We start from the raw sequence: 25096 nt of genomic DNA, 5'->3' as shown, positions 1-25096 counted from the left end.
AAAGGGGCTATGTCAGAAGATAGCGACTAAATTATGTAAAGTAAAATCAATCAGAATAAAATAGTTTTTTTCGGTCTGGCGATATAATGTGAAAAGATAGCGACTAAATTTGAAAACGTATTATTTTGATAGAGTTAGCGACTAAATTCAGACAGATACCGGAAAGGTTGTATTTTGAAAAAGATAGAGACTAAATTTAATTCGCTGAAATATGAGGGGATATGAAGGTCATTTATGCGCCATCAGCTCTGTTTTTATTAATATCAGAGCGTATTTTAGGATAAAAAAATATAATTATTAAGATATTGGTGTCTCAAGTGGGAGTAAAAGCCAAAAAAATGTGCAGGAAATCGCGCACTAAATAATAGAGGTATCTTTGCTTATATAAAAATTTTAATATAAATGACAATAAAGTTCAATGTCTACGATGAAGTAACTAACGTTTTAATAGAAAAAAATATAAAAAAATGTGCAGGAATTTGCGTACTAAATATAAAAACTGTAATGAGAATAAGAAATATTTTCAAAAAAATAAGCCTGAAATCCCGCACTAAATATGTAAAGGTCTAAAATAATCAGGTCTAAAAATTCTTTTGTCGGGTCTCGTGATACTGATTTATGGCATGAATACATAAAAAGTCTGTCCATGTAAAATAGTAAAAATAGTATTTTAGAGACTAAATCACAGCGGCAATGATTAAAATCCTTAAAGAAGGGGTCAGTACTATCCAAATAAATAGGCTGAATATAGCGTACTAAATTGTGAATAGTTGGATCGCAGTACGTGGAAAATATTCAGTATAGTTTATGGTTGATCAGACTTTGCGACTAAAATAGTGAAAAACTGCGAGATGAAAGCCATAAAAACATGCAGAAAATAGCGTACTAAATTAATAACAGAATCAGATAGGAGTGCCGGATCCAGTTAAAATCGGGGATTATTTAATGAAATGTAAAGGCTGATTTGAAAAGATAGCGACTAAATTTTAGAATGGAAAATAATAAGAGGTGTTCTCACAAAGTATAAATTTTATTAGCGAGATGATCTTTACATACGATAGATAGCGACTAAATTCAATATAGGAATAGCATATAATGAATGGGGGGGCTGTACTATTAAATAATAATGCATGGTGTTTGTTTGTCTGGTAGGTGAAAAAGAGTGAAAGGTATTCATAGAATTAAAGGAATTCACTTTCACTCGATTTATCCGGAAGAACCGATTTTTCAATGCAGAAATTATTGTTTTTGACGATAATCACTTGGTGACACGCCGGTATATTTTTTAAATTCTTTCGAAAAATGCACATAGTTTGTAAAACCGGATTTTTCACAGACATCAGACATTTTATAATCTGTTGTAGAAAGCAGTTTTATGGCATTTTCCATGCGTAATTTCCTTATATATTTATTAATGCCTGTACCGGTTATCTTTTTGAATGTGACACTGATATAGGAGGCATTCAGATGAAACAAATTTTCCAGGTTTTTTAATGTAATCGATTCTGAAAAATGCTGCTCAATATATTTTTGTATTTCCAGTACGGAAGTATCAATATTTGTCCTGCGGCTTATAACCTCAGTAGTTATAGAAGCACAGTATTTATATAAGGTTTCCGTTAAAGGACCGGTAGTATCGTAATTGAGCAGGTTTTCCAGGTTGTGCAGGGAACTGATTTCCTGCTGTAATTCACATACTCGATCCGTACCGGTTTTAGAAATTGTACAATAAAATTCTGTTAGCAGCATGCAGAATTCATCCAGGTTAATATCAGAGCTGTTTAGATGCTTTTTTAAGATCTCACCACAGAGAGTAATAGCATTGGTGCTGTTACCTGCAAGTAAAAAGTTTAATAACGGCCGTTCTGCATGAAATACATCTTCCAGATTATATGTTTTATGGCTGAAATCCCGGTATAGTAACAGGAAACGGGAGGGATGCAGCATTTTGTTACACAGTGCTTTATGAGCCTCATAATAGGCTTTTGTAATAATATAGTCAGAAGTATGAATATCGCTTATTCCTATATAAAGCAGATTTTTAAGCAGTGTATCGGCAAGCATATAGATACGCTGCATCAGATCTGTGACGGCGGAGAAATCATCCCTGGAAGCCGAATAAAAAATAATATCCATATGATCCGGATGTTCGTTGAATAAGGTGTGGATGGATGAAGAGATCAGGGTCTGGATTCTATCTTTGAAAAAAGCATAATCATTGTATTTATTTTTTACAGATGCTACCCAGAAAAAAGTCTGGGCCGAAAATAAATCAAAAATATCACCAAAGGTACTGTAGATATTTTCTTCCATCTGAGATAGCAGGCGGTCATGTGATCTTTCCGGTAAAGAATTGCAGCCGGAACTGCTTAACTGCCCTACTGCTTTTGCAATTGCCTGGTTCAGTTCCTCTTCGTGAATGGGCTTCAGGATATAATCAACCGTATTTGAACGAAGGGCATGTTTTACATATTCAAAATTACTGTAACCGCTGATCATGATGACTTTTACCTTTATATGGCTTTCTGTGATATAGTCCAACACTTTTATTCCATCAATATAGGGCATTTTAACATCCAGTAATATAATGTCCGGGGATAGTGTTTCCAGCATTTTTATGGCATCTTTTCCATTCTCTGCTTCTCCCGCAAGGATGCAGTTATGCTGGTCCCAATGAACCATACTGATAATTCCCCGGCGGATTAGAGAGGTATCCTCTGCAATTAAAACTTTATACATCTGAAATCTCCTTTTCGATAAATTTAAGAAGGACTGTGGTTCCTTCATCAGCAGCGCTGAGAATTTCCAGCCCGCTGTCAGAATGGTAGAGCATCTTCAGGCGCTTGTTGATATTGAGCAGTCCTATGGAAGTACCATGGTCACAGCAGAGATCATCCTGCTGCAGTTTTTTCTGTATTTCTTTCAGCTTTTCATAATCAAATCCTTTCCCGTTATCAAAAATTTTGATGTTTAGGGTCTTATCGTCTAAATCCGTACTCAATATAATTTGAAGATTTTTATTGCCAAAAGCATGGTTAAAACAGTTTTCTATAATCGGCTGGAGAATCATTTTTGGAACGGGATAATCCAGAAGCCGGTCGGGAATCTTGTATTGAAGTGAAACTTTATTGTCGCAGCTTATGCTTTGAAGTTGGAAATAATTTTTAACATGCTGTATTTCAAATCTCAGAGGAATCAGTTTTTCCGTTTGCTGTGTCGTATACCGGAACATATCGGCTAGGCAGCAAGTCATTCGGGAAATTTCCGGCTGGTGTTTAATCTGTGCCATACTGTTAATACTCTCCAATGCGTTATACAGAAAATGCGGATTAATCTGGGACTGCAGAGCACGAAATTCTGCATTCAAGTGCTGTATCTCCTGGTTGTAGGATTTTTTTATAAATAATTTTAACTGGTTGAGCATGTGGTTGTAACTGTTGCCCAGTTCTTCAAATTCATCATGGGTCTTAATATGTACATAACTGCTGAGTCCGTCCGGCTGAATTGTAGTCATGGCAGACTGCAGTACCTTAATTGGAAAAATAAGTTTATTTGCCATTAAAATGGCTACAATAATAAAAACAATGGTACAGGCGAAAAACAGCCAGATGACCGGAACGGTTTCCATGAAGAAGTTGATATTACTGGTTTCATAATCTTTTAGCTGAATCAGATAGCACCCATTTTCCAGAAGCATATAGGTGGGCAGCATAGTCTCATTTTGATACTGAACCGGCTGTTCCAAACCGTCCGGGAATAAATCTTTTAATGTAAGATTCAGGTTTTTATTCGATGAATCGTAAATAATATTCTGACTGGGATCGGTAATAAAAGTAGTATCTGCATTATAATCCAGAAGTTTGTTCAAAATATTGGCATGAAATTGCAGTACGGCCATGCCCAGATATTCACGGGTGTCTAAATTAAATACAGGCTGCATGATTACTGTTATGTAAACGGGTACATTACCAGTCAGGTAACTGGAAGTGGAGAAACCAGTCTGAAGAGGAAAATCGTAACTCTTAATATCTGAAAGTTCTTTGCACTTTTTCCGGATATCGGTAATATAACGGTTTCCCCCGGAAAAATATTCAGCGCCATTTTCTGCCATTAAATAGATACTTTCTATGTCATAGTTATTAATGGTAATATTCTGTATAGTCTCATCGTAATTACGGTCGGATAATAGCCTTTCGTAAGGTGTGGACGGCTTTGAAAGCAATAGATTTTGAAGGCTTTCAGAAATAAAAATAGAGTCCGTGATATGAGTAAAGCCGTCAAAGTAGACTTTTAAACTGCTGGAAATAGAATCCAGGCTGCTCTGGTTCATCCTGGCATCATTCTGCATGGCAGTGTGATAAAGTTTATATGAGATGAATGTACTTAAAATTGCCATGGGCATAAAAATGACAAAAATGAGAAGTACCATCAATTTTGCGGAAAAAGTTTTTTTAAATCGCTTCCCCATTTTACAATCCTCTTTTCCTGAATTTGAACCTAATTATATCAGAAAAAGAAGTACATGTAAGCAGGAAATATAGGGCAGTAAACAGTTCTAAAAAAAACACAACATTATGTCATAAAAAACACAAGATAGTTTAGAAAATGTTATAAATGCATGGAGTATGCATATAAAACACAAGATTATGTCAGTATGGCATCATGGAAAACAGGTACATGTAATGTTAATATTAGAGCATATTAAAATTCAGAATATTTAAGGAGGATTTAAAATGAAAAAAGCAATTGCGGCATTATTAATGGTTTCACTGACAGCCTCTGTGCTGGCAGGATGCGGAGAAAAGGAAACTCAGACTGAGGCATTAACATCCGGTGCCAGTACAGAAAAAGGTACTTCGGAAAATGCGGATAAAAAGGAGGCTTCCAAAGAGATTGTGGAGATCAATTATTTTACATATCGTTCTCAGGCGGACAGGCATCCCGAGAAGCTGATCGCAGAGTTTGAAAAGCAAAATCCAGGAATAAAAGTAAATTATCAGGTAGTTAAAAATATTGACGAATATTTAAAAGCACAACAGGTAAGAATGCTCTCCGGTACAGATATTGATGTTACTACAGTACGTCCTGAAAGCATTGCTGATTATGTACAAGCCGGATATCTGATGGATCTTACCGGTAATGAATATCTGGAGAATTATAAAGAGGGCATGCTGGATAAGATTACAAAAGATGGTAAGGTCTATGGTATTGCGGATGCTATAAACCTGATCGGTGTATATTACAACAAAACCATGTTTGAAGAGAATGGAATTAAAGTTCCGGAAACTTATCAGGAGTTTATAGATGCCTGCAATAAGTTTAAAGAAGAAGGCACATACAGCATGGCGAATGGATGTAAAGATGGCTGGCCAATTAATTTTGATATCTATACTTATATGCATGACCTGATTGTCAAAGATCCAGAAATATTTGAAAAGGCAAACAGCGGTGAAATTTCTTATACGGATCCGGTGTTTGCAGATGCTTTTAAGAAAATAGACGATTTCTACAATGCCGGTTATATTCACCCCGATTCTATGAGTTTTACGGGAGATGATGCTGTGTCACTTTTTGTCAGTCAGCAGATTCCTATGCTATGCCAGGGAGAATGGCAGGCTACAGTTTTTGATGATGCCCAGTTAGAGTTTGATTTAGGGGTGTTTGCAATTCCGGTTGAAAGTACGGATGAGACCGTAATTCCAGTTTCCGTAGGCTCTTTTAATGCCGGAATATCCAGTTCAAAACATCCGGAAGAAGTAAATAAATTCCTTGAATTTATGTCTTCCAAAGAAGGTGCATCTATCATTGCGGATCAGATGAAGTCATTTAGCCCCGTAAAGGGAGTCGAGTTAGAGGGTGACTCTGCAATGAACTTATTTAATCCGTTTCTCAATAAAAAAAGTGTGGATTTCTTTTATTCCAGCCAGAATGCAGAGGATAACTCTGAATTTGACAAACTACTGCAGGAAATGTTCCTGGATGTTATTACGCCAGAAGAGTTGGCGCAGAGATTAGCTGATTCCAGGGAGAGATCTGCGTCATAATCGAAAGTATGATCAAAAGTAGATGGAAAATCACAAACTATGAAAACTTAAAAAGTAGTGATTTTCCATCTGTTTTTAAAAATAAGGTTATACGTCTGGGTTTAAAAAAATGATTAAAGAGAAAGGCTGCTGTTGCGGAGGTATAGCCAAAACGTAGATATACAGATGGCGGAGATGTATTTTAAAATGCGCTCTGGGAAGCTGCAATATGCAATGGGTGATAATATGAATTTAAAAGCAAAGAAGAAAGGAAAGAATTGGCTGCCATATCTGTTTATACTGCCGGCAATTGTCATTTTCTTATTTGTGTATGCCGGACCAATGGTGGCAACGGCTGTTCTTGGGTTTACGGATTGGAATGGAATTTCACCAAATTTTGAATTTATTGGTTTAAAAAATTTTATAAAAATTTTTACGGATAAAAGTCTTCAGGAACCGCTGCTCAATACATTTGAGTTTACCATTTTAACTGTAGTTATCCAGGGTGTATTGGCACTTCTGCTGGCAGTTGCTTTAAACAGGAGCTTTCGTGGAAGAAATCTGTTCAGAACGGTATTTTTTCTGCCCTGTGTGGTCTCCATGGTAGCGGTTGGATATGCATGGTCTTTGATCTTCAATCCGGTCATGGGGCCGCTGGGGTTGCTTGCAGACCATTTTGGCTGGGAATTTCTCTCTAATATCAAGTGGCTTTCCGATCCTAAGATTGTCATGTATTCCATTGTGCTTGTAAACGTCTGGCAGTGGACCGGTTACAATATGGTAATTTACCTTGCAGGACTGCAGTCCATACCAAACCAGTTATATGAAGCAGCATCTATTGATGGTGCTAATAAAGTACATCAGTTTTTTAAGATTACACTGCCGCTGGTTGCACCATCCATTACGATTAATACAGTAATGGCTACCATGGGCGGATTAAAAGCTTTCGACCTGATGTATGTTATGACCAATGGAGGGCCGGGACACGCCAGCCAGACTTTTGCCATGGCAAGTGTGGATGCATTTTTCAGGCAAAAGGATGCAGGACTTGGATCTGCCATGTCACTCCTTATGTTCCTTATGATTCTGCTGGTTTCCTATGTCCAGAATCGGCTTTTAAGTAAGAGAGAGGTGGGGGTTTTATGATCACAAAAAATAATCGATTACAGAAGTTTTTGAAGATTCTTCTTCTGGGAGTAATTGCGTGTTTTGTAATGGCACCTATTTTAATTGTAGTTATAATTTCCTTTAAGACAGAACCGGAATTTATGAAGTCAAATTTTTTGCCGGGTTTTCCCCTTCATCTGGATAATTACATTAAAGTATGGAAAGATGCCGATATACCGGGGGTAACGTTTACCAGTCTGACCATTACCGTGTGTGCTGTGCTTGGACAGGTTTTTATAGGCTCCCTGGCGGCTTACGCGCTGACCAGCATGAAATTCAGACATGCAAAATTATTTTCTGCCCTGTTTCTGATTCCGCTGGTGTTTGCAATTCAAACCGTAATTTTTCCATTATTTATGATTTATAAAGAATTACATTTACTGAATACGAGATTCGGATTGATTATTATTTACATAGCAACAGGTCTGGCTACCTGTATTTTTATATTTACTAAGTTTATGCAGACGGTTTCCAAAGAAATTCTGGAATCGGCGCAGATTGACGGGGCCGGACATTTCCGGTCATATTTCCAGATTATGCTCCCTTTGACGAAGGCACAGATATCGACGATCGGGATTATAAATGGTCTTGGAGTATGGAACGACTTCTTTCTTCCCCTGATGATGTTCACGGATGGCTCCATAAAAACCCTGCCGTTGAGCATGTATACGTTCACTACGGAGTATGGTCTGAAATGGACGCTGGTGAGTGCGGATATTGTCTTTATGATGCTGCCGATGGTTATAATCTATCTGCTGCTTCAGAAATATATCATTGAAGGTGTGGCTGCCGGGGCAGTCAAGGGATAACTATGGCATCAGGAAAGTTGAGGTAAAGCATATGGTTTACAGCTTATCGAATTGTGAATGGAAAGTAAAAGGATATTATCCATGGGTTCCGTTGAAAGACCGCAGTATGGAGACCGGAAAGGAACTGCTTGGAATTACAGAATGGCTTAAAGCCACGGTTCCTGGTGGTATACATTATGACTTATACAGGGCAGGATTGATCTCCGATCCATATAAGGATATGGACAGTTTCAAATGTGAATGGGTGGAAAACAGATGGTGGCTTTATAAAACAGTGGTACATAGCAAGGTAATTCAGGGGAAATACCAGTCATTAATTTTTAAAGGAATTGATTATAAAGCAATTATTTATGTAAATGGAATGGAAAAATGCCGGCATGAAGGAATGTTTGAACCAATTACCCTGGATATTTCAAATGAAGCAGCATCCGGAGAAGATATAGAATTAAAAGTATTGATTTTGCATGCGCCGGATGAGATGGGGCAGATTGGAAAAACATCACAGACATTTACACAAAAAAGCCGCTTTAACTATAAATGGGATTTTTCAACCAGGTTGGTGAATCTGGGGATCTGGGACGATTGTTATATAAGGTTTGAAGATGAAGCCCTCCTGGAAGAACCCTGTATTTATTCGGATTATCAGGACAGTAAGGGATTTATCAGCTTTGAAGTGAAAATAAGTGAAAGATATTCAGGGCAGGGGAAATATGAAGCAGAAGCAATTCTGGAAAAGGATGGCATAAAAATACAACAGGTATTTCCGGTATTAGCAAAACGGGTAACCGGGAGTTTTGTGGTGGAAAATCCACTGTTGTGGTATCCAAACGGATATGGAAGTCAGGAACTTTATAAACTTAAGCTGACACTGAAAAAGAACAACCGGGTTCTGGATAATTACGAGGCGGAAATCGGTATCCGGAGCGTACAGTACCGGAACAATGAAGGCAGTCCTGAAAATGCGCTGCCGTATACGTTTTGTATTAATGAGGTACCGGTCTACATAAAAGGGGTGAATATGACACCGCTGGATCACATTTATGGAAATGTTTCGGACAGCCATTATGAGCATCTCATTAAAATGATGAAAAATATGAATGTAAATATGGTACGCGTATGGGGTGGAGGGGTCATTGAAAAGGATGTATTCTACCGGCTGTGTGACCAGTACGGTATCTTAGTATGGCAGGAATTTATACAGTCCAGTTCGGGAATTGATAATACACCTTCAAAACGTCCTGTTTTCTTAAATCTGCTGAAAAGAACAGCGGAATCGGCATTACGGAGGATCCGCAGCCACACTTCATTGACCGTCTGGAGCGGGGGAAATGAATTAACAGATAATGATTTTGTGCCGGCAGGTTATGAAGATGAGAATATTGCAATGCTAAAAAAATTGGTGGAATCAATGGATCCCCAGAGGCTCTTTCTGCCCACATCAGCGTCCGGTCCTAATGAGTTTATAAACAAAGAGGAAGGTGTCAGCCATGACATACACGGAAACTGGAACTATATGGGGAATCCGGAACATTATGAATTATATGCAGGTTCTGACAGTCTGTTCCACAGTGAATTCGGGACAGAAGGAATGTGTTCCGTAAGAAGCCTGGAAAAATTTCTTTCTGATGAGTACCGGAATCTACTGCCGGCAGAGGACAACATGGCATACCGTCATCATGGAGAATGGTGGTGTACTTATAAAAGGGATCAGGATATATTTGGAGAACGGAACAATATGGAGCAGATGTCTAAATGCAGCCAGTGGCTGCAGGCTGAGGGACTCAGATATATTTTAGAAGCAAACCGGAGAAGAAAATTCCATAACAGCGGAAGTATCATTTGGCAGATCAATGAACCCTGGCCTAATGTGTACTGCACCAGTCTGATAGATTATTACATGGAACCCAAAATGGCATACTACTGGAGTAAAACAGTTTTTTCTGATCTTACAGTTTCTATGGATTACCGGAAACTGGATTACCAGCCGGGTGAATTATTTCAGGGGACGGTCTATGTGGGAAAAGAGCAGCCGGAAGCTGATATGGAGTACTTGCTGACCTGTGAAGTGATAGATCTGAAGGGAAGGAGCATCCTTCAAAAAGAGCAGGCAGGGAAAGCGGATTGCACGAAAACGTTAAAGGCTATGAATCTCCAATTTAGGTTACCCCAGATTCAGGATGAAATGTTTATAGTCAGGTTACGGGTAAAAATGAATCAGCAAAGCAGTGAAAATCTATATTTCTTTGGCTGCGGAGATGGAATGCCTTATGAAGCGGCAATGGGAATGGAAAAGGGCGAGTTGGTGGTAAAGCAGCAAAACGAAAACGATGGGGTAATAAAGGCAGAAATCAGAAATACAGGAAATACTCCGGTGTTGCATATTCATCCGTATTGTGAGGAATCGTATGATCTGCTCTGTGACCGGAGTTACTTTACCCTATTTCCAAATGAATCAGCAGAAATAAAGGTACAATATACGGCGAAATCTGAGTCCGGATTTTTGAATCACCAGGTGAAGGAGAATAACGGAATCCCAAATATTAAAATGGATTATTTTAACCGATAGGTTTACTGGAGGTAAAACATGGACAGATATGTGTTAGAAAAGCTTGGGCATCGCATACGGGAACTGGAGAGTTATATCCATATGGAGTCACTTCCGGTAACGGAATTATGTTATCTTGAGAAGGATGACAGACGGTATAGTGAGACCGTATTTGATGATTCCGGGTGGACGGACTTAAGGGGCGGACAGGTCTGGGGCGGCAGAGACCAGGTTATTTGGATCAGAGGAAAGATCAGGATACCAAAAGCTTTTAGGAAGAAAACACTGGATCTAAAGGTGGAGGCAGGGCCTGAGGAATCCATGGAAATAAAGGCAGAAGCTCTGCTCTGGATAAATGGAACGGAAGCCTGTGCTTTTGATCAATGGCATTCGAGGATGCGCCTGAGCGATGAGGAGGCAAGCGGAACAGAATTTAGTATTGCCCTGCGGGTATGGTCAGGGATGAACCAGCCAAAACAAATGCGGCATTTTCAGGGAATCTGGCTGGAAACAGTTCATAAAGATACGGAGAAGTATTATTATCTGGCGAAGATTCTGCTGGAAACCATTCAAGAAATGGATCAAGAGGATTATCGCAGAATTGCGCTGATTAAAAACCTGGATCAAAGTTTTAACTGTATTGATTACCGCAACCAGGGCAGTGAAGAATTTTATAACAGCATTAGAAGTGCCTATGGTTTTCTAAAGGAAAAATGGAAGGCGTGGAGCATGGATGGAAGCGGGAAACCGACTGTTTCAGTATGCGGCCATACCCATATTGATATGGCATGGTTATGGCGGCTCAGCCATACTGCTGATAAGGGAGCCAGGAGTTTTTCTACCGTGCTCCATTTGATGGACCGGTATCCGGAATATATATTTTCACAGAGTTCACCGTTGCTTTATGAAATGATTGGGAATAAATATCCCAGGCTATATGAAAGAATAAAAGAAAAGATTCGTGAAGGAAGATGGGAGATAACAGGCGGAATGTGGGTAGAGCCGGATACGAATATACCCGGAGGAGAATCTCTGGTGCGCCAGATTTTATACGGAAAGAAGTATATCAGAGAACAGTTTGGCAAAGATACAACGGTTTTATGGCTGCCGGATGTATTTGGATATTCCTGGGTGCTTCCCCAGATCTTAAGAAAAAGCGGGATTCGCCTGTTCTGGACGAACAAAATGAGTTGGAACCAATACAATAAGATTCCTTATGATACGTTTCTATGGAAGGGCATGGACGGATCTGAGATTCTGACCCAGCTGGGAACCTGTCCGGAAAAAAATGTAACCTGGGGAAGCACTTATAATGGTGTGATAGCTCCCTGGGAAGTAAAGGGGACTTGGGAAAAATACCAGCAGAAGGAAATAAATCAGGAGGTGCTTATGCCCTTTGGATGGGGTGACGGAGGAGGAGGCCCTACCAGGGAAATGCTGGAAGCCTACGAAGTAATGGAAGATCTTCCTGGCATCCCGAAAGTCAGTATGAAGCATATAGAAGAATTTGCAAAGGATTTGGAAGAACGTCTGCAGAATGAGAAAGTACCCGTCTGGGACGGCGAGCTTTATTTTGAATATCACAGAGGAACCTATACTTCTCAGGGATTTGTAAAGCGGGAAAACAGAAAAGCAGAGGTGCTGTATCACGATACAGAATTGTTTGCCTCCCTCAGAGATATTCTGGCTGAAACACAGAAATATCCTTCAAAAGCCCTTGAAAGAAACTGGAAACAAATCTGTACCAACCAGTTCCATGACATTATACCAGGTTCTGGTATAAGAGAAGTCTATGAGGATGCAGCAGAGTCCTATCGGACAATCCGGCAGGAGGGTGAAGAAATAAGAAACAGTGCGTTGGATGAAATTACAGGCGCCATAAGATCTCTTACCGGCGGTGTAACGGTATTTAATTCTCTGCCATGGGAGAGAAGCGGGTATTTAAGAATGGATGATGTTCCTTTAGACAGGGTATTGATGGATGGTGAAGAGATCGTGCAGGCACAATACTATCTGGAGGAAGGCAGAATTTCGGCAGAATATCTTCTGTATGAGGTCCCGTCCTGTGGTTATAAATTTTACCGGTGGGAGAAGGGAAAGCACCATATTCATCAGGAAACGGAGATGTGGGATGGCAAACTGGAAACACCGTACTACCGGATTCGATTTAATCAATATGGGCAGATCGCGGTTCTATATGATAAAGAATTCAAAAGGAACGTATTAAAAAGCGGAGGGCTTGGAAATGAGTTGTGTGTATTTGAAGACAAGCCCCATCAGTTTGACGCCTGGAATACAGAAATTTATGCGTATGAGAAATGTCATAGTATTATAGATTTAGAAGAGTCCGTAATTGAAGAAAGCGGACCAGTGAAGACAGTGCTGCGGTTTACCTATCGGTTTAACCGATCCAGAATCTGTCAAAGAGTTACTGTATACCAGCATAGCCGGGAAATACGTTTTGATACCCAGTGTGACTGGCATGAGAGACAGGCTTTATTGAAAACGGGATTCGAACTGGATATCCGCTCGAATAATGCAACTTATGACATTCAGTTTGGAAATCTGCAAAGGCCTACCCACTCCAATACTAGTTGGGACTATGCCCAGTTTGAAGTCTGTGCACATAAATGGGCAGATTTGTCAGAAGGGAACTATGGGGTGACACTGATAAATGACTGTAAATATGGCTGGGATATTAAAGACAGCAAAATGCGCCTGACTTTAATTAAAACATCCTCTTATCCGGATGAAAATGCAGATCAGGGCAAACATCTGTTTTCCTATGCTCTTCTGCCACATGGTTCATCATGGAAAGAAGCAGGAGCGGACCGCAAGGCTTATGAATTTAATTATCCGTTATATGCGCGCAGAAAAAGTAAAAATAAAGTTGGATATCTCCCGGAGAGTTTTTCATTTGCAGGGACAGACAGCAAAAATGTAGTAATGGAAACCGTAAAAAAAGCGGAAGACGGAAATGGCTGGATATTACGTGCTTACGAGTGTATGCAGTACCGGGGACAGGTGAAATTTACCTTAGGGAAAGTGCCAGTCAAAGTGGCTGAGTGCAATCTGATGGAAGAGGAGCTGGCATTGATTAAGACTGAAGGAAAAGGATTTTCCTGTGAGATGACCCCATATGAAATAAAAACATTTAAAATTATATTTGAAGAAGAGAAAAAAGGATAGATTTACGGATATCGGAACAGGAGGCAGATATGTTTACGATTATGAATGAAAGCATGCTTTCTACCAGTGAAAAAATTCGTGTAATGAAAGAATTTACGGATACTTACCGGAAGTATGAGGATGCGCCGGCTCCAATCAGGGAGGCCATGTGTCTGAAGGTACAGTTTCCAGCAGTGATGGGAAATATGACGGATGAGGATCTGTTTGGCGGAAGGCTGGGGGCTGTGCCCATTGGGTTTAATCCTCAGGAGGAATGTCAGCAGCTAGGGTACTATTTTGATGAATATCATTTTCAGAAAATAATGGATGAGGATATTTCGGCAGATCAGATAATGATAATGGAAGAGCTGCAAAGGTTCTGGGAAGACAACCATACTATTGGGAAAATAAAAAAAGCATACAATCGTGAGCTTAACAAAGCAATCCCGGATAAATTTTATCCCTATGATAGAGCAGCGGCATATACACTTTACCGTATTTCGGGAACCCAGCTAAATTATGGGTATCTGTTAGAGCATGGGATAGAAGAATTATGCTGTATGCTTGCTTATAAACGGAAAGGTTGTGATGAGAAGGATGCAGCATTCTATCAGGGCATGGAAATTGCGTTGGAAGCGTTAGCAGATACCTGTCTGTATTATCGGCAGATGGTACTGAAAATGCTGGAAGAACCAATAGAAGATAAACGTGCTGATCATCTGAAAGAACTGGCCGAGGCACTGCTTCATATCAGTAATGGAAAGCCGGAGAGCTTTCTGGAAGCCATTCAATTAGTGGTTTTGTACTGGCTTCAGTCAGGCAGCCTGAATCTGGGCAGAATGGATACGTATCTGGCATCCTATTACACAGCAGATGTGGACAGTGGCAGGATCACGGAAGAAAGGGCGCAGGAACTTCTGAATGGGATGTGGAAAGCGCTCTCTGTGCGGAACAAACCTTATGACACCCGGGTGGTGATCGGTGGAAAAGGAAGAGAAGATACAGAATCGGCAGACCGGTTCTGCGGGCTTGCAATTCAGGCTACGATGGAAAGAATGGATGTAGTTCCTCAACTGACATTGCGGTTTTCTCATGAAACACCGGAGTGGATTATGAAAAAAGCTTTTGACTGTATAGGTAAAGGTGCTACGTTTCCTATGCTCTATAGCGATGAAGTCAATATTCCCGCTGTACAGAAAGCATTTGGTGTCAGTCTCCGGACTGCACAGGACTACTGTCCTTATGGATGCGGGGAATATGTAATTGCCCACCAGAGCATCGGAACACCCAGCGGACTGATTAATTTGTTAAAGGTACTGGAAGTGACTTTAAATAATGGACATGACATCCATACAGGAGAACAGCTGGCGCCGGAATGGGGCGGTATAGAGGATTTTCATACTTTTGATGAACTGGTAGATGTTTATAAAAAGCAATGCGAGTATTTTCTGAAATACCTTGCCATACAGGAAGAAACAGAATATAAAATTGCGAACAGCCAATGTGCTTTTCTTTATTTCAGCCTGCTTTACGATGACTGTATGGAACGGGGGCGGGCATTGCTGGATGGAGGAGTGCGATATCTGGGAGGAACATTAGAAGCATACGGAAATATTAATACGGCTGACAGTCTAACAGCGATAAAACAGCTGGTTTACGAGGAAAAATCAATAGATCCAGGTATGCTGCTTAAGGCATTAAAGAGTAATTTTGCAGGTTATGAAGAAGTAAGGTGTAAATTGCTGGATGCCCCAAAATATGGAAACGATCACGATGAGGCGGATGCCATGGCGCAGATGGTACACGAACATATTTGTAGGGAAACCGCAAAAGCAGGGAAGAAGTATACGAATCTTCACAGTTATCTTACGGTTACGATTAACAATAATGCCAATACCGTTCTGGGCAAACATACTGCAGCATCCCCGGATGGTCGTCTGGCACATACGTTTATGGCAAATGCCAATAATCCTTTCAATGGAAATGATAAAAATGGACTTACAGCCATGCTGAATTCACTGGTTAAGCTGAATCCTACTATTCATGCGGGGTGTGTTCAGAATATCAAATTTTCAAAGCAAATGTTTTCTGAATATTGGGATAAAGTACGTGCCATGCTAACTGTTTATTTTCAGTCGGGAGGAAGCCAGGCTATGATTAGTGTAATTGGGCGAGAAGATTTGGAAAATGCCATGCAGCAGCCGGAGAGCTATAAAAACCTGCTGGTCAGGGTTGGCGGTTTCAGCGCCAGGTTTGTAGAATTACAGGAAGAGGAGCAGAGGGAGATAATTGCAAGAACACTATATTAAATCGGACATAAAAGGGTGCATTTTTGATATTCAGAGAGGCTGTCTTGATGATGGGCCTGGAATCAGAACGACTGTTTTTCTAAAAGGATGCAATCTCAGGTGCAGCTGGTGCCATAATCCGGAGTCTTTTATCCGGGAACCCCAGCTTGGATATGATTATTCCAAATGTATGGGATGCCGCAAATGTGACATGGTGTGTCTACAGAAGGTACATAGATTTAAAGGAAAGAAGCATGAGGTTGATTTTAAAAAATGTACATTGTGCGGAGCATGTCTGCGAGTATGTGAAACAGGGGCAGTTACACGGATTGGAGAATGGATGGACAGTGACGCAATCCTGGAAATAGCCGTAAGAGATAAGAAGTATTATGACAAAAGCGGCGGCGGTGTCACATTTTCCGGCGGGGAACCTGCTATCTGGAAGGACTTTTTACTTAGCCTATTGAAGGGCTGTAAGGAACGTGGGATTTCCACGGCAATTGAAACAAATGGTATCGGTGCAGGAGATTCTTTATTTGAGATCATGAAAGTTACGGATTTGTTTCTGCTGGATTTTAAACTTTCGGATTGTGATAAGCATATGAAATATACCGGCAGGGGAAATGAAGACGTTTACCGAACGTTAGAGCTGCTTAATGAAGCAAAAAAGGATGTTATTCTCAGATGTCCCATAATACCAGGTGTGAATGATGACGAAGTACATTTAAAGACGGTGCAAAAGCTCCTGAAAAAATTTGGCTGTATCTGTAAAGCAGAATTAATGCCATATCACAGTACGGGATCAGGAAAGTGGGCGAAAATAGGACTGCACTATTCTTTAAATAAATTAAAATCTATGGAAGCAGAAGAAAAAATAAAACTGGAGAGAACCTTATTTGTATCTGAAGGAAGTGGAATATGAATAAAATACTGGGTGTTGATATTGGAGGTACGAAATGTGCGGTTCTTGCCGGAGTAGCCGGTAAGGAGCAGATGAAAATCATAGCAAAAGAAACTTTTGAAACGAAATATTATCCGGGACCTGACTGTGCACTGGAGAAAATAGAAAAACTGATAGATAAAATTGCAGGTAATGAGATACAGGATTACAGCGGTATTGGCATCAGCTGCGGGGGACCGCTTGACACAAAAAAAGGATGTATCCTCTCCCCACCGAATCTGCCGGGATGGGATCATGTAGAGATTACAACGTTTCTGAAAAAAAGGTTTGGATTACCGGTGTATCTGCAAAACGATGCAAATGCCGGGGCATTGGCGGAATGGAAATTCGGCGCGGGTCAGGGGGTTTCAGACATGGTTTTTCTGACTTGTGGTACGGGGCTGGGAGCAGGATTGATTTTAAATGGAAAATTATATTCAGGAAGTAAGGATCTGGCAGGCGAGGTGGGACATGTGAGGCTGTCGGAATTCGGACCCGTGGGATTTGGAAAGAGCGGTGCGTTTGAAGGATTTGGCAGCGGCGGCGGTATTGCCCATTTGGCAGAATTAAAGGTAATGGAGCTTACCCAGAATGGAATAAAGCATCCGTTGACGGAGTTTGGGATTACGGCGAAAAATGTGTTTAACCTTGCTAAAGATGGAGATGAACTGTGCAGGGAAATTTGCAATACGGCAGGTGAATATCTGGGAAGAGGCATTGCTATTTTAATTGATATCTTAAACCCGCAGGCGGTCATAGGGGGAAGTATATTTGCGAGGAACTATGATTTGCTTATACCGGCTGTAACCAGAGCAGTGAAAAGAGAATGTCTCCCGGCATCGGCTGAAAACTGCAAAATCCTTCCGTCAAGGCTGGCAGAGTCAATTGGGGATATGGCGGCATTGACTACGGCATTAGGTTCAGGGGATGGAATGGGGCAGGATTAGATACAGAAGCAGGACCAGGTATAGAAACAGGATGAATTACTGATCAGGAGCAGTTACAGAATATGGAGGGGCAGAATGAAAGAAAAAACAAAAGATATATTTAATTGCCTTTATATGAATTTTCCTGCGTTAAAAGGATATGCAGGGGAAATTGAAACCGCTTTTTCTATTTTATCGGAAAGTTACCGACAGGGAAATAAGGTGCTTGTCTGCGGAAATGGCGGCAGTGCAGCCGATTCAGAACATATCGTTGGAGAACTCATGAAGGGATTCCGGCTGAAACGTCCGTTACCAGCCAAACTGAGAGAAAAAATGGAACGGGAATTTCAGGGAGAGGACCTGGCGGATTATTTACAGGAAGCACTCCCTGCAATTTCATTAACATCCCAATCCGCATTGATGACCGCTTTTAACAATGATGTATCTCCGGATACTGTTTTTGCCCAACAGGTACTGGGTTATGGTAAACGTGGTGATGTGCTCATTGGCATCACAACTTCCGGAAATTCACGGAATGTAATAAACGCTGTAAAAGTGGCAAAAGTGCTTGGCATGAATACAATTGGTGTTACGGGAGCAGGCGGAGGTATACTGGGAAATCTCTGTGATGTAACAATTGCGGTACCGGAAAGGGAAACATACAGGATCCAGGAACTGCATCTTCCCGTATACCATGCGCTATGTGCGGCAGTGGAAAATGAGAGATTTGGCTTATTGTAGCAGATAAAGTTAATAATAAGAAGATAATAATATGGAGGAATCATTATGAATGCGAGAGAAAAAGTAATGAGGGTTTTTGAAAGAAAAGAAGTGCCGGAAGGGGCAATGTGGACAGGTCATCCAAGTGATGATATTATTCCGCTGCTTGCAGATGCCTGGAAGATTCGTCCGGACAGGGAAGCTGTTTTTAACTATTTAAATGATGATATCCGTTGGATTGGAGGCGTAAACTGCTACCATGCTCCTGATGGAAAACCTGCCTTTGATTACTTTTGGAATATGGAGAGAGGGATTTCCTTAAGCTGTCCCGGATGTTTTGCAGAATGTGAGGAGATTAGTGAAATAGAAGCATATCCATGGCCGGATGTGAGCCATTTTGACTTTTCAGAGGTGATTGCCCAGATGGATCAACATCAGGATAAAATGATACTGGGTGGGATATGGAGCGGATTTTTCCAGGATTTATGTAATTTTTTCGGAATGGAAAACTATTTCGTGAAAATGTATACGGATCCGGAAGTTGTAGAGGCGGCTACGGAGCATATTGTAGATTACTATGTGGCAGCTAACGATAAAATGTTAAAAGAGACAGGACACCGCTCGGATGTGATGTTTATTGGAAATGACTTTGGGACCCAGAGAAATCTTATGATCTCACCGGAACTTTTTCGGAAATTTGTGATGCCATCTCTAAAGAGGCTGATTGATGTGGGTAAGAAGCATGGGAAAAAGGTCATGGTACATTCCTGCGGATCCATTTATCAAATCATACCGGATCTGATCGATGCCGGAGTAGACATTCTTCATCCTCTTCAGGCGCAGGCATATGGTATGAGTGCTATTGAATTACAGCAATACAAAAATGATCTCGCATTTGTGGGCGGAATTGATGCACAGTCTTTTTTTGTAAACGCATCTCCGCAGCAGATTAAGGATGAGGTACACCGTGTGAAAGACATTTTAGGTCCGGGTCTGGTAGTCTCCCCCAGCCATGAAGAGCTGTTGGGAAATGTTCCGCCTGAAAACATTCTGGCCATGGCAGAGGCAGCGAGGGAGTAGAGCTTGCTTAAAATTCATTTTATCCATCTGCATGTCCCGCTTTGCCGTATGTATGTGCCAAATTTGGTCAGTGCAGCCTGCTGCACCTCCTAAACTTGGCACGCATATCCCTACCACAAACTTTTTCTCACATCTTTATAATATTCAATTTTCAGACACCCTCAAGCGTGTGTTTAAAATTGTGGTAAACTTCGTTCCTTTTTTTCAGAAATGACAGTTTGTGTTGGAAGTCCATATAATGCACAGATTACTTTATTGTGACTGTGCAAAATTTCAGCATGCTATCTATAGTTTACGTCTATTTAACCTCATCATTTTTTAACGCGTTCTGATATTCCATAGGAGTCAATCCCGTATAACGTTTGAACGTTTTCGTAAAATAATAGGCATTATTAAAGCCTAGTCGAAATGAAATCTCATATATTAAGTATTTCCTTTCCTTAATAAGTTTACAGGCATATTCCATTTTACATTTATTGACATAATCAATAAAACTTTCTCCATATCTTTTTTTAAATATAGAGGACAGATAGGCGGGAGATATATTCACATAATCGGCAGCATCGGAAAGGCTGATACGTTCTTCAATATGATCTTCCACGTATTGTTTGGCGGAATCCACAAAACTGCACCGGTCAGCATTCGCCTGTTCAATTGCTGAAATTGTACATTTATTCAGATGTTCCAGCCAGTCTAAAATCTGGGATCGTGTATGCATATGTTCTATTTGATCCAGCATGTTTTCTGATTGGGAAAAATAAGTACTTAGTCTGGAATCAGGAATACTCTTATGGAATATTTCCGCCACTGTTGTATACAGTTCACTGCACAGCCAGATAGCACTGTTGCGTTCATGATTTATATTCTGAATACGGGAAGCTGCCTTATCCAGCAGGGACTTGCATCTTACTGCATTCTTTTCACGCAGAGCTTCCAGTAAATGTGAGGATATACCGGTAAGCCCCAGTGACATATAGGAAATGGGAGTAATATTGCTTCCCAGTAAAAAAGGCTGTTCGGTGTTGTAAAAATGGTCGACCATTGCAAAAAGCTGTGCGCGGCAATCAGCCATAGCCTGTAAGCCATGAAAGCATTCTGCTGCCATCATGCAAATGGATACCTGTGTAATATTAGCGGAAGAAGAGCATAGTTTTTGATAAAACTGTTCCATTAATTGTTTGAATGCCCTTGGTTCCCTGGGCGTGGAACAAAGTATTACAAGGCTGTCACTGGAATGATCCGGCTCAAATAAGGAGAAGGATGAAAAATGCTTTTGAGCCATTGCATTGACCAGGTCTTTTTCCCAGGTAAATAATTCACCATGGTCTTTTGTATGATCCTGTAAGCTATAATCCATGATCAGATAAATAGCAGTATAGGATTCCAAATCAAAAGGGTGGCCATTATCACTCAAAGGGGCATTGCTGAGCGCCTGAGGAGTAGGTCTTAAAAAAATCTCTTTCCATAATAGTTCTTGGATCACTTTACCCTGGTTTTTTATATAATCTGCATTGTTTAAAAGATTTCGGTTATCCCATTCCTTTTTCGCATTGGTCAGGGAATGTTCCAGCACATCCGGTTCCAACTGGCTTTTTACCAAATAGTCTACGGCACGATAATGGAGAGCATTCTTAACAAGGTCAAAGTCCTGCAGATTTGTTAACATTACAAATACAATAGAAGGATAATCCCTGGATATTAATTGAAGGAGATCAATACCGGACATTGCCGGCATATTAATATCACAAAAAACGATGTTCGGTTCTAACGCACGAATTTTATCAGAAGCTTCCTGTCCATTTCGGGCCGTATCTACGATCTTACAGTCGTTTGCTTCCCAGTTTAGCAGGGATTTAATTCCGGACAAAATAAGTGGTTCATCATCTACTAAGAGTACACTGTACATACAAATTCACCTTCTTTACATATTCTATAATTGGATTAATCTTCCAAAGGGATTTTAATCGTTACCCTTGTATAATGACCAGGTTCACTTTCGTAGTGAAGACCACATTCTTTTCCATAGATCAGCTGCAGCCGCTTGTTTACATTATAGATACCAATACTATTTAAGGAAGCCTTATTTTTAACCGGATTTGGTGTATCTAACAGAGTTTCCAGTTTGTCAGGAGGAATTCCCATTCCATCGTCTTCGATTTCGATATACAAGTAACCATCCTGGGTATGCCCTTTTAATAAAATCATACCGCAAATGCCTTTGGGTTCAATTCCATGAAATATGGCATTTTCGATTAACGGCTGCAGCGTAAATTTTAAAATCCGGTGATGGTATAAGTCTCGGGGAATCAGATCTTTCATCTCAAAAGCATCCATATAGCGGATTGCCTGTATCGAAATATAATCATTTAGCAGGGCTAGTTCTTCTTGTAAGGGGATGTGATCTTCGGTTCCTTTGGCAAGATTTTTTAATAAATTACTTAAGCTGCGGGTCATTTGCTGAATGCCGGTGTTCTTTTGAATGACTGCCATCCAATAAATAGAATCCAGAGTATTATATAAAAAGTGCGGATTAACCTGACTTTGCAGCAGGGCAATTTCAATATTTTTTTGCTGCTTGTACATTTCCTGGGTATTGCGCAAGAGATTTAAGAAGCTGCTGGACATTTCGTTTACCGTGTGTCCGATCGCGCCTATTTCATCATGGGGACGTTCGATTTCGGCATCAAACGAAAAATCACCCTGGGTTATTTTGCATAGCCGCTGATTCAGCCGCTGAATAGGCAGAGATAGAATGTAGGAGGAAAGGAACGCAAGCACTGCACCAACTAATAGTGCCATAAATAATACCAGGATAATAATATAAATTAAATGGCTCCGGTCATTTCCCATTACAGGAAATGGGGCACAGCTGTACAAAGTCATGCCGATATCAGGAAATTGATTACCGGAAAACTCATATGAAGCATCTCCGAAGTTATATATTCCATTTCCAATAGAGGAAAGAGAGATATCAGCAGGTAAAATATTCGGACGCTGTGACAGGGCTTTCCCTTCATCATCAATCAGAAACAGATTGTTTACCTGGGCATAGGGCGATAGCAGGTCGGAAAATAAGCTAAGGCCTATTTCGATATAAATATATCCGTATACGGACTGATTACTTTTTCCATAGACCGGGCAGAGCAAGGTGAGAGCGGTCCGGTTTTGCCTGGTTATGGAAGTATCCAGACTAATGGTATAAGGACTTAACTGATCTGGTTTTAAATAGCGTATGTCGGCTATTTTTGTATTAATCAACTCATTATAATCATTTGGGGAACCGAATTCACGGGCGCTGATAGATTGAACGATGGTACCGTCTGTGTTAAAGGCAATTAACTTGTCCACGTAGGCATAGGCGATAAAACTATCCAGATAGGCATTCAGCTGCTTTTGAGCATTAATGGAATATACTTTTGAATGACTGCTACCGGGGGAAGAAGCATTAAGAGCACGAATTACAGAAGTATCGTTGGCGCAGCGCATACCTAACTCGATGGAATTATCCAGATAGGAAGTGATCTGCTCAGAAACAGTATTTAAATAAATCTCATCAATATGACGAGACTTTTCATAGATCAGCTTATTAATATATTGGTATAGATACATTGTTCCCAAAAGACTTACCAGCATAACACATAAAACGGTAGATATAAAAATTTTGAATTGTATTTTATAAATTTTCATTCAGCCTCCGAAGAAACATATATTTATTTTTATAATTCGCATTATAACATAAAAGAATATCCGTTTCAATTCGTGAAAAAAATTCGAAAAATAGTATTAAATCGTAAAAAAGTAATAGATGAAAATAACAAAATGTAAAATAGTATTATAACGGAAAAATATGCTGAGTTTACTTTTTGTTATGCAAATTGATATAATAATGACAGAAAGAAAAGCCAACAAAAAAGTAAAAAATACAAAAAAGGAGAAGGTAAGTATGAAACGATTAGCAGCAATCATTATGGGGATTAGTATTTGCGGGTCATTATTAAGTGGATGCGGTGGGACAGGCGCTCCTAAGGAGACGAGCAGCAAGGCAGCGTCAGAAGGAACCACAACAGCATCAGAAAATTCAGGAGATACGTCAGGAGAAAGTTCAGGAGAAACCGCCGGGGATACGTCAGGGGAAAACGCAGGAGAAACGGGTGGTTCCGGTGAGGCGACAAGTATTAAGCTGGCAACATGGGATTATACCTCTAATGACAGTACTTCCAATGCAATTGCTGCATTTGAAGCAAAATATCCTGATATTAAGGTAGAGGTTATTGATATCCCGTCTACAGATTATAATACAAAATTAAATGTGATGTTAAATGGAGGAAGCGAATTAGATGCATACTTCATTAAAGATGCGCCTAATACGTATGACTTGTACAAAAAAGGCCAGATGCTAGATTTGACGGATAGAATTGCAAAAGATAATGTGGACATGACCGGATTTAACGGTACGGACCAGCCGTTTAATATTGAAGGAAAACAGTACGCGATGCCGGTTCGTACAGACTATTATGTATTGTATTACAATAAGGACTTATTTGATGCAGCAGGGGTTGCGTATCCGACAAATGATATGACCTGGGCAGAATTTGAAAAGACAGCCAGAGAAGTGGCTAGTGAGGATGTATACGGCGCTTATATCCATACATGGCAGACACAGGTACAGAATTTAGGTATTCAGGACGGAAAGCATGATACACTTGACTTCAGCACCGGATATGATTTCTTTAAACCTTATTATGAAATGGCTGTAGGTATGCAGGATGATGGAATTATACAGGACTTTGGTTCGCTGCAAAGTGCTAATATTCATTACTCCAGTGCTTTTCAGGCAGGTAATGTTGCAATGATGCCTATGGGAACCTGGTATGTGACTACCTTAACAGCTGCTATTAAAGCCGGAGATACAGAAGTAACCAATTGGGGAGTAGCGACAATGCCTCACCCGGAAAACGTAGAAGCAGGATATACCGTTGGAGCAAGTACACCACTGGTTATAAACCCTACATCCAAGAAGCAGGATGCTGCATGGAAATTTATTAATTTCTTAAGCAGTGATGAATGTGCTGGCGAATATGCGAAAGTCGGCGCTGTTCCGGCTCGGCTTAATGACAGCGTTTTAACGGAAATTGCTTCATTGGAAGGTATGCCGGAAGGGCTTGCAGAAGCATTCAAGGTGAAGAGCATTGCAGCAGACAGACCGATTGGGGAAAACGTTACGGAAGTGGATTCTGTGCTGACAGAGGTTCATGGTCTTATTATGTTAGGAGAGGTAAGTATTGAAGAAGGTTTGGCTGAAATGGCTGAACGGAGTGAAGAAATCCAGAAGTAAACGTTTAAGGTGGATAAATGATAATATTACGGAAAGGTATGTAAGTGCCCACCGTTGTTTTAAGGAGGAATTGAGGTTTGATTATTAAAAGAGAA

The 25096-nt window shown here is 40.3% G+C and carries 15 protein-coding genes; 11 read left to right on the top strand and 4 right to left on the bottom strand.

Features of this window, described 5'->3' with window-relative positions; all coding sequences use genetic code 11:
- Positions 1–1239: 1239 nt before the first annotated feature.
- Together QR40_RS26720 and QR40_RS26715 are read right to left on the bottom strand one after the other, a co-directional pair.
- Entirely contained in the window at positions 1240–2739 is a 1500-nt protein-coding gene (locus tag QR40_RS26720; protein WP_044297584.1) for a response regulator transcription factor, read from the bottom strand.
- On the bottom strand, positions 2732–4468 hold the full coding sequence (locus tag QR40_RS26715) for a sensor histidine kinase (protein ID WP_044297583.1): 1737 nt from the start codon (positions 4466–4468) through the stop codon (positions 2732–2734). The genes QR40_RS26720 and QR40_RS26715 overlap by 8 nt, the downstream gene beginning before the upstream one ends.
- Before the next feature lie 265 nt (positions 4469–4733).
- Between QR40_RS26715 and QR40_RS26710 the strand changes: the two genes are divergently transcribed.
- The 10 genes from QR40_RS26710 (at position 4734) to QR40_RS26665 (ending at position 19666) form a co-directional block, all read left to right on the top strand.
- Positions 4734–6044, top strand: a complete 1311-nt coding sequence (locus QR40_RS26710; protein WP_044297582.1) for an ABC transporter substrate-binding protein — start codon at positions 4734–4736, stop codon at positions 6042–6044.
- 165 nt (positions 6045–6209) lie between these two features.
- Entirely contained in the window at positions 6210–7169 is a 960-nt protein-coding gene (locus QR40_RS26705; protein ID WP_052431076.1) for a carbohydrate ABC transporter permease, read from the top strand.
- Positions 7166–7999 carry a carbohydrate ABC transporter permease gene (locus tag QR40_RS26700; RefSeq protein ID WP_044297581.1) on the top strand — a complete coding sequence of 278 codons (834 nt, stop codon included), beginning with the start codon at positions 7166–7168 and terminating at the stop codon, positions 7997–7999. Before QR40_RS26705 ends, QR40_RS26700 begins: the two co-directional genes overlap by 4 nt.
- Before the next feature lie 31 nt (positions 8000–8030).
- A complete protein-coding gene (locus tag QR40_RS26695; RefSeq protein ID WP_044297580.1) occupies positions 8031–10565 on the top strand; it encodes a glycoside hydrolase family 2 protein in 2535 nt (844 codons plus the stop codon).
- 18 nt (positions 10566–10583) lie between these two features.
- Entirely contained in the window at positions 10584–13733 is a 3150-nt protein-coding gene (locus QR40_RS26690; protein WP_044297579.1) for an alpha-mannosidase, read from the top strand.
- 29 nt (positions 13734–13762) lie between these two features.
- Positions 13763–16021 carry a pyruvate formate lyase family protein gene (locus tag QR40_RS26685; protein ID WP_052431075.1) on the top strand — a complete coding sequence of 753 codons (2259 nt, stop codon included), beginning with the start codon at positions 13763–13765 and terminating at the stop codon, positions 16019–16021.
- Positions 16002–16922 carry a glycyl-radical enzyme activating protein gene (locus QR40_RS26680; RefSeq protein ID WP_081999065.1) on the top strand — a complete coding sequence of 307 codons (921 nt, stop codon included), beginning with the start codon at positions 16002–16004 and terminating at the stop codon, positions 16920–16922. Before QR40_RS26685 ends, QR40_RS26680 begins: the two co-directional genes overlap by 20 nt.
- A complete protein-coding gene (locus tag QR40_RS26675) occupies positions 16919–17887 on the top strand; it encodes an ROK family protein (RefSeq protein WP_044297577.1) in 969 nt (322 codons plus the stop codon). The genes QR40_RS26680 and QR40_RS26675 overlap by 4 nt, the downstream gene beginning before the upstream one ends.
- A 75-nt stretch (positions 17888–17962) precedes the next feature.
- On the top strand, positions 17963–18607 hold the full coding sequence (locus tag QR40_RS26670; protein WP_044297576.1) for a D-sedoheptulose-7-phosphate isomerase: 645 nt from the start codon (positions 17963–17965) through the stop codon (positions 18605–18607).
- A 45-nt stretch (positions 18608–18652) separates the two neighbouring features.
- The gene (locus QR40_RS26665; RefSeq protein WP_044297575.1) at positions 18653–19666 is read left to right on the top strand and encodes a uroporphyrinogen decarboxylase family protein; all 1014 of its coding nucleotides are present in this window, start codon (positions 18653–18655) and stop codon (positions 19664–19666) included.
- Between the two features lie 298 nt (positions 19667–19964).
- Here the strand turns inward: QR40_RS26665 and QR40_RS26660 are convergent, their stop codons facing one another.
- Positions 19965–21572 carry a response regulator transcription factor gene (locus QR40_RS26660; protein ID WP_044297574.1) on the bottom strand — a complete coding sequence of 536 codons (1608 nt, stop codon included), beginning with the start codon at positions 21570–21572 and terminating at the stop codon, positions 19965–19967.
- A gap of 35 nt (positions 21573–21607) precedes the next feature.
- Positions 21608–23353, bottom strand: coding sequence for a sensor histidine kinase (locus QR40_RS30365; RefSeq protein WP_052431074.1), 1746 nt, complete (start codon positions 23351–23353; stop codon positions 21608–21610).
- A gap of 256 nt (positions 23354–23609) precedes the next feature.
- Here QR40_RS30365 and QR40_RS26650 point away from each other — a divergent pair, with 256 nt between their 5' ends.
- A complete protein-coding gene (locus tag QR40_RS26650) occupies positions 23610–25001 on the top strand; it encodes an ABC transporter substrate-binding protein (protein ID WP_081999067.1) in 1392 nt (463 codons plus the stop codon).
- The last annotated feature ends 95 nt before the right edge of the window (positions 25002–25096 follow it).

Source organism: Robinsoniella peoriensis (genome assembly GCF_000797495.1).
Lineage (GTDB): Bacteria > Bacillota > Clostridia > Lachnospirales > Lachnospiraceae > Robinsoniella > Robinsoniella peoriensis.
Note: the sequence above shows the minus strand (reverse complement) of the source record. Positions and strands in the feature narration are given on the sequence as shown.

Excerpts from the sequence above, each read along its gene's own strand:
- QR40_RS26720 (WP_044297584.1), bottom strand. The coding sequence starts at position 2,739 with ATGTATAAAGTTTTAATTGCAGAGGATACCTCTCTAATCCGCCGGGGA.
- QR40_RS26715 (WP_044297583.1), bottom strand. The coding sequence starts at position 4,468 with ATGGGGAAGCGATTTAAAAAAACTTTTTCCGCAAAATTGATGGTACTT.
- QR40_RS26710 (WP_044297582.1), top strand. The coding sequence starts at position 4,734 with ATGAAAAAAGCAATTGCGGCATTATTAATGGTTTCACTGACAGCCTCT.
- QR40_RS26705 (WP_052431076.1), top strand. The coding sequence starts at position 6,210 with ATGGCGGAGATGTATTTTAAAATGCGCTCTGGGAAGCTGCAATATGCA.
- QR40_RS26700 (WP_044297581.1), top strand. The coding sequence starts at position 7,166 with ATGATCACAAAAAATAATCGATTACAGAAGTTTTTGAAGATTCTTCTT.
- QR40_RS26695 (WP_044297580.1), top strand. The coding sequence starts at position 8,031 with ATGGTTTACAGCTTATCGAATTGTGAATGGAAAGTAAAAGGATATTAT.
- QR40_RS26690 (WP_044297579.1), top strand. The coding sequence starts at position 10,584 with ATGGACAGATATGTGTTAGAAAAGCTTGGGCATCGCATACGGGAACTG.
- QR40_RS26685 (WP_052431075.1), top strand. The coding sequence starts at position 13,763 with ATGTTTACGATTATGAATGAAAGCATGCTTTCTACCAGTGAAAAAATT.
- QR40_RS26675 (WP_044297577.1), top strand. The coding sequence starts at position 16,919 with ATGAATAAAATACTGGGTGTTGATATTGGAGGTACGAAATGTGCGGTT.
- QR40_RS26670 (WP_044297576.1), top strand. The coding sequence starts at position 17,963 with ATGAAAGAAAAAACAAAAGATATATTTAATTGCCTTTATATGAATTTT.
- QR40_RS26665 (WP_044297575.1), top strand. The coding sequence starts at position 18,653 with ATGAATGCGAGAGAAAAAGTAATGAGGGTTTTTGAAAGAAAAGAAGTG.
- QR40_RS26660 (WP_044297574.1), bottom strand. The coding sequence starts at position 21,572 with ATGTACAGTGTACTCTTAGTAGATGATGAACCACTTATTTTGTCCGGA.
- QR40_RS30365 (WP_052431074.1), bottom strand. The coding sequence starts at position 23,353 with ATGAAAATTTATAAAATACAATTCAAAATTTTTATATCTACCGTTTTA.
- QR40_RS26650 (WP_081999067.1), top strand. The coding sequence starts at position 23,610 with ATGAAACGATTAGCAGCAATCATTATGGGGATTAGTATTTGCGGGTCA.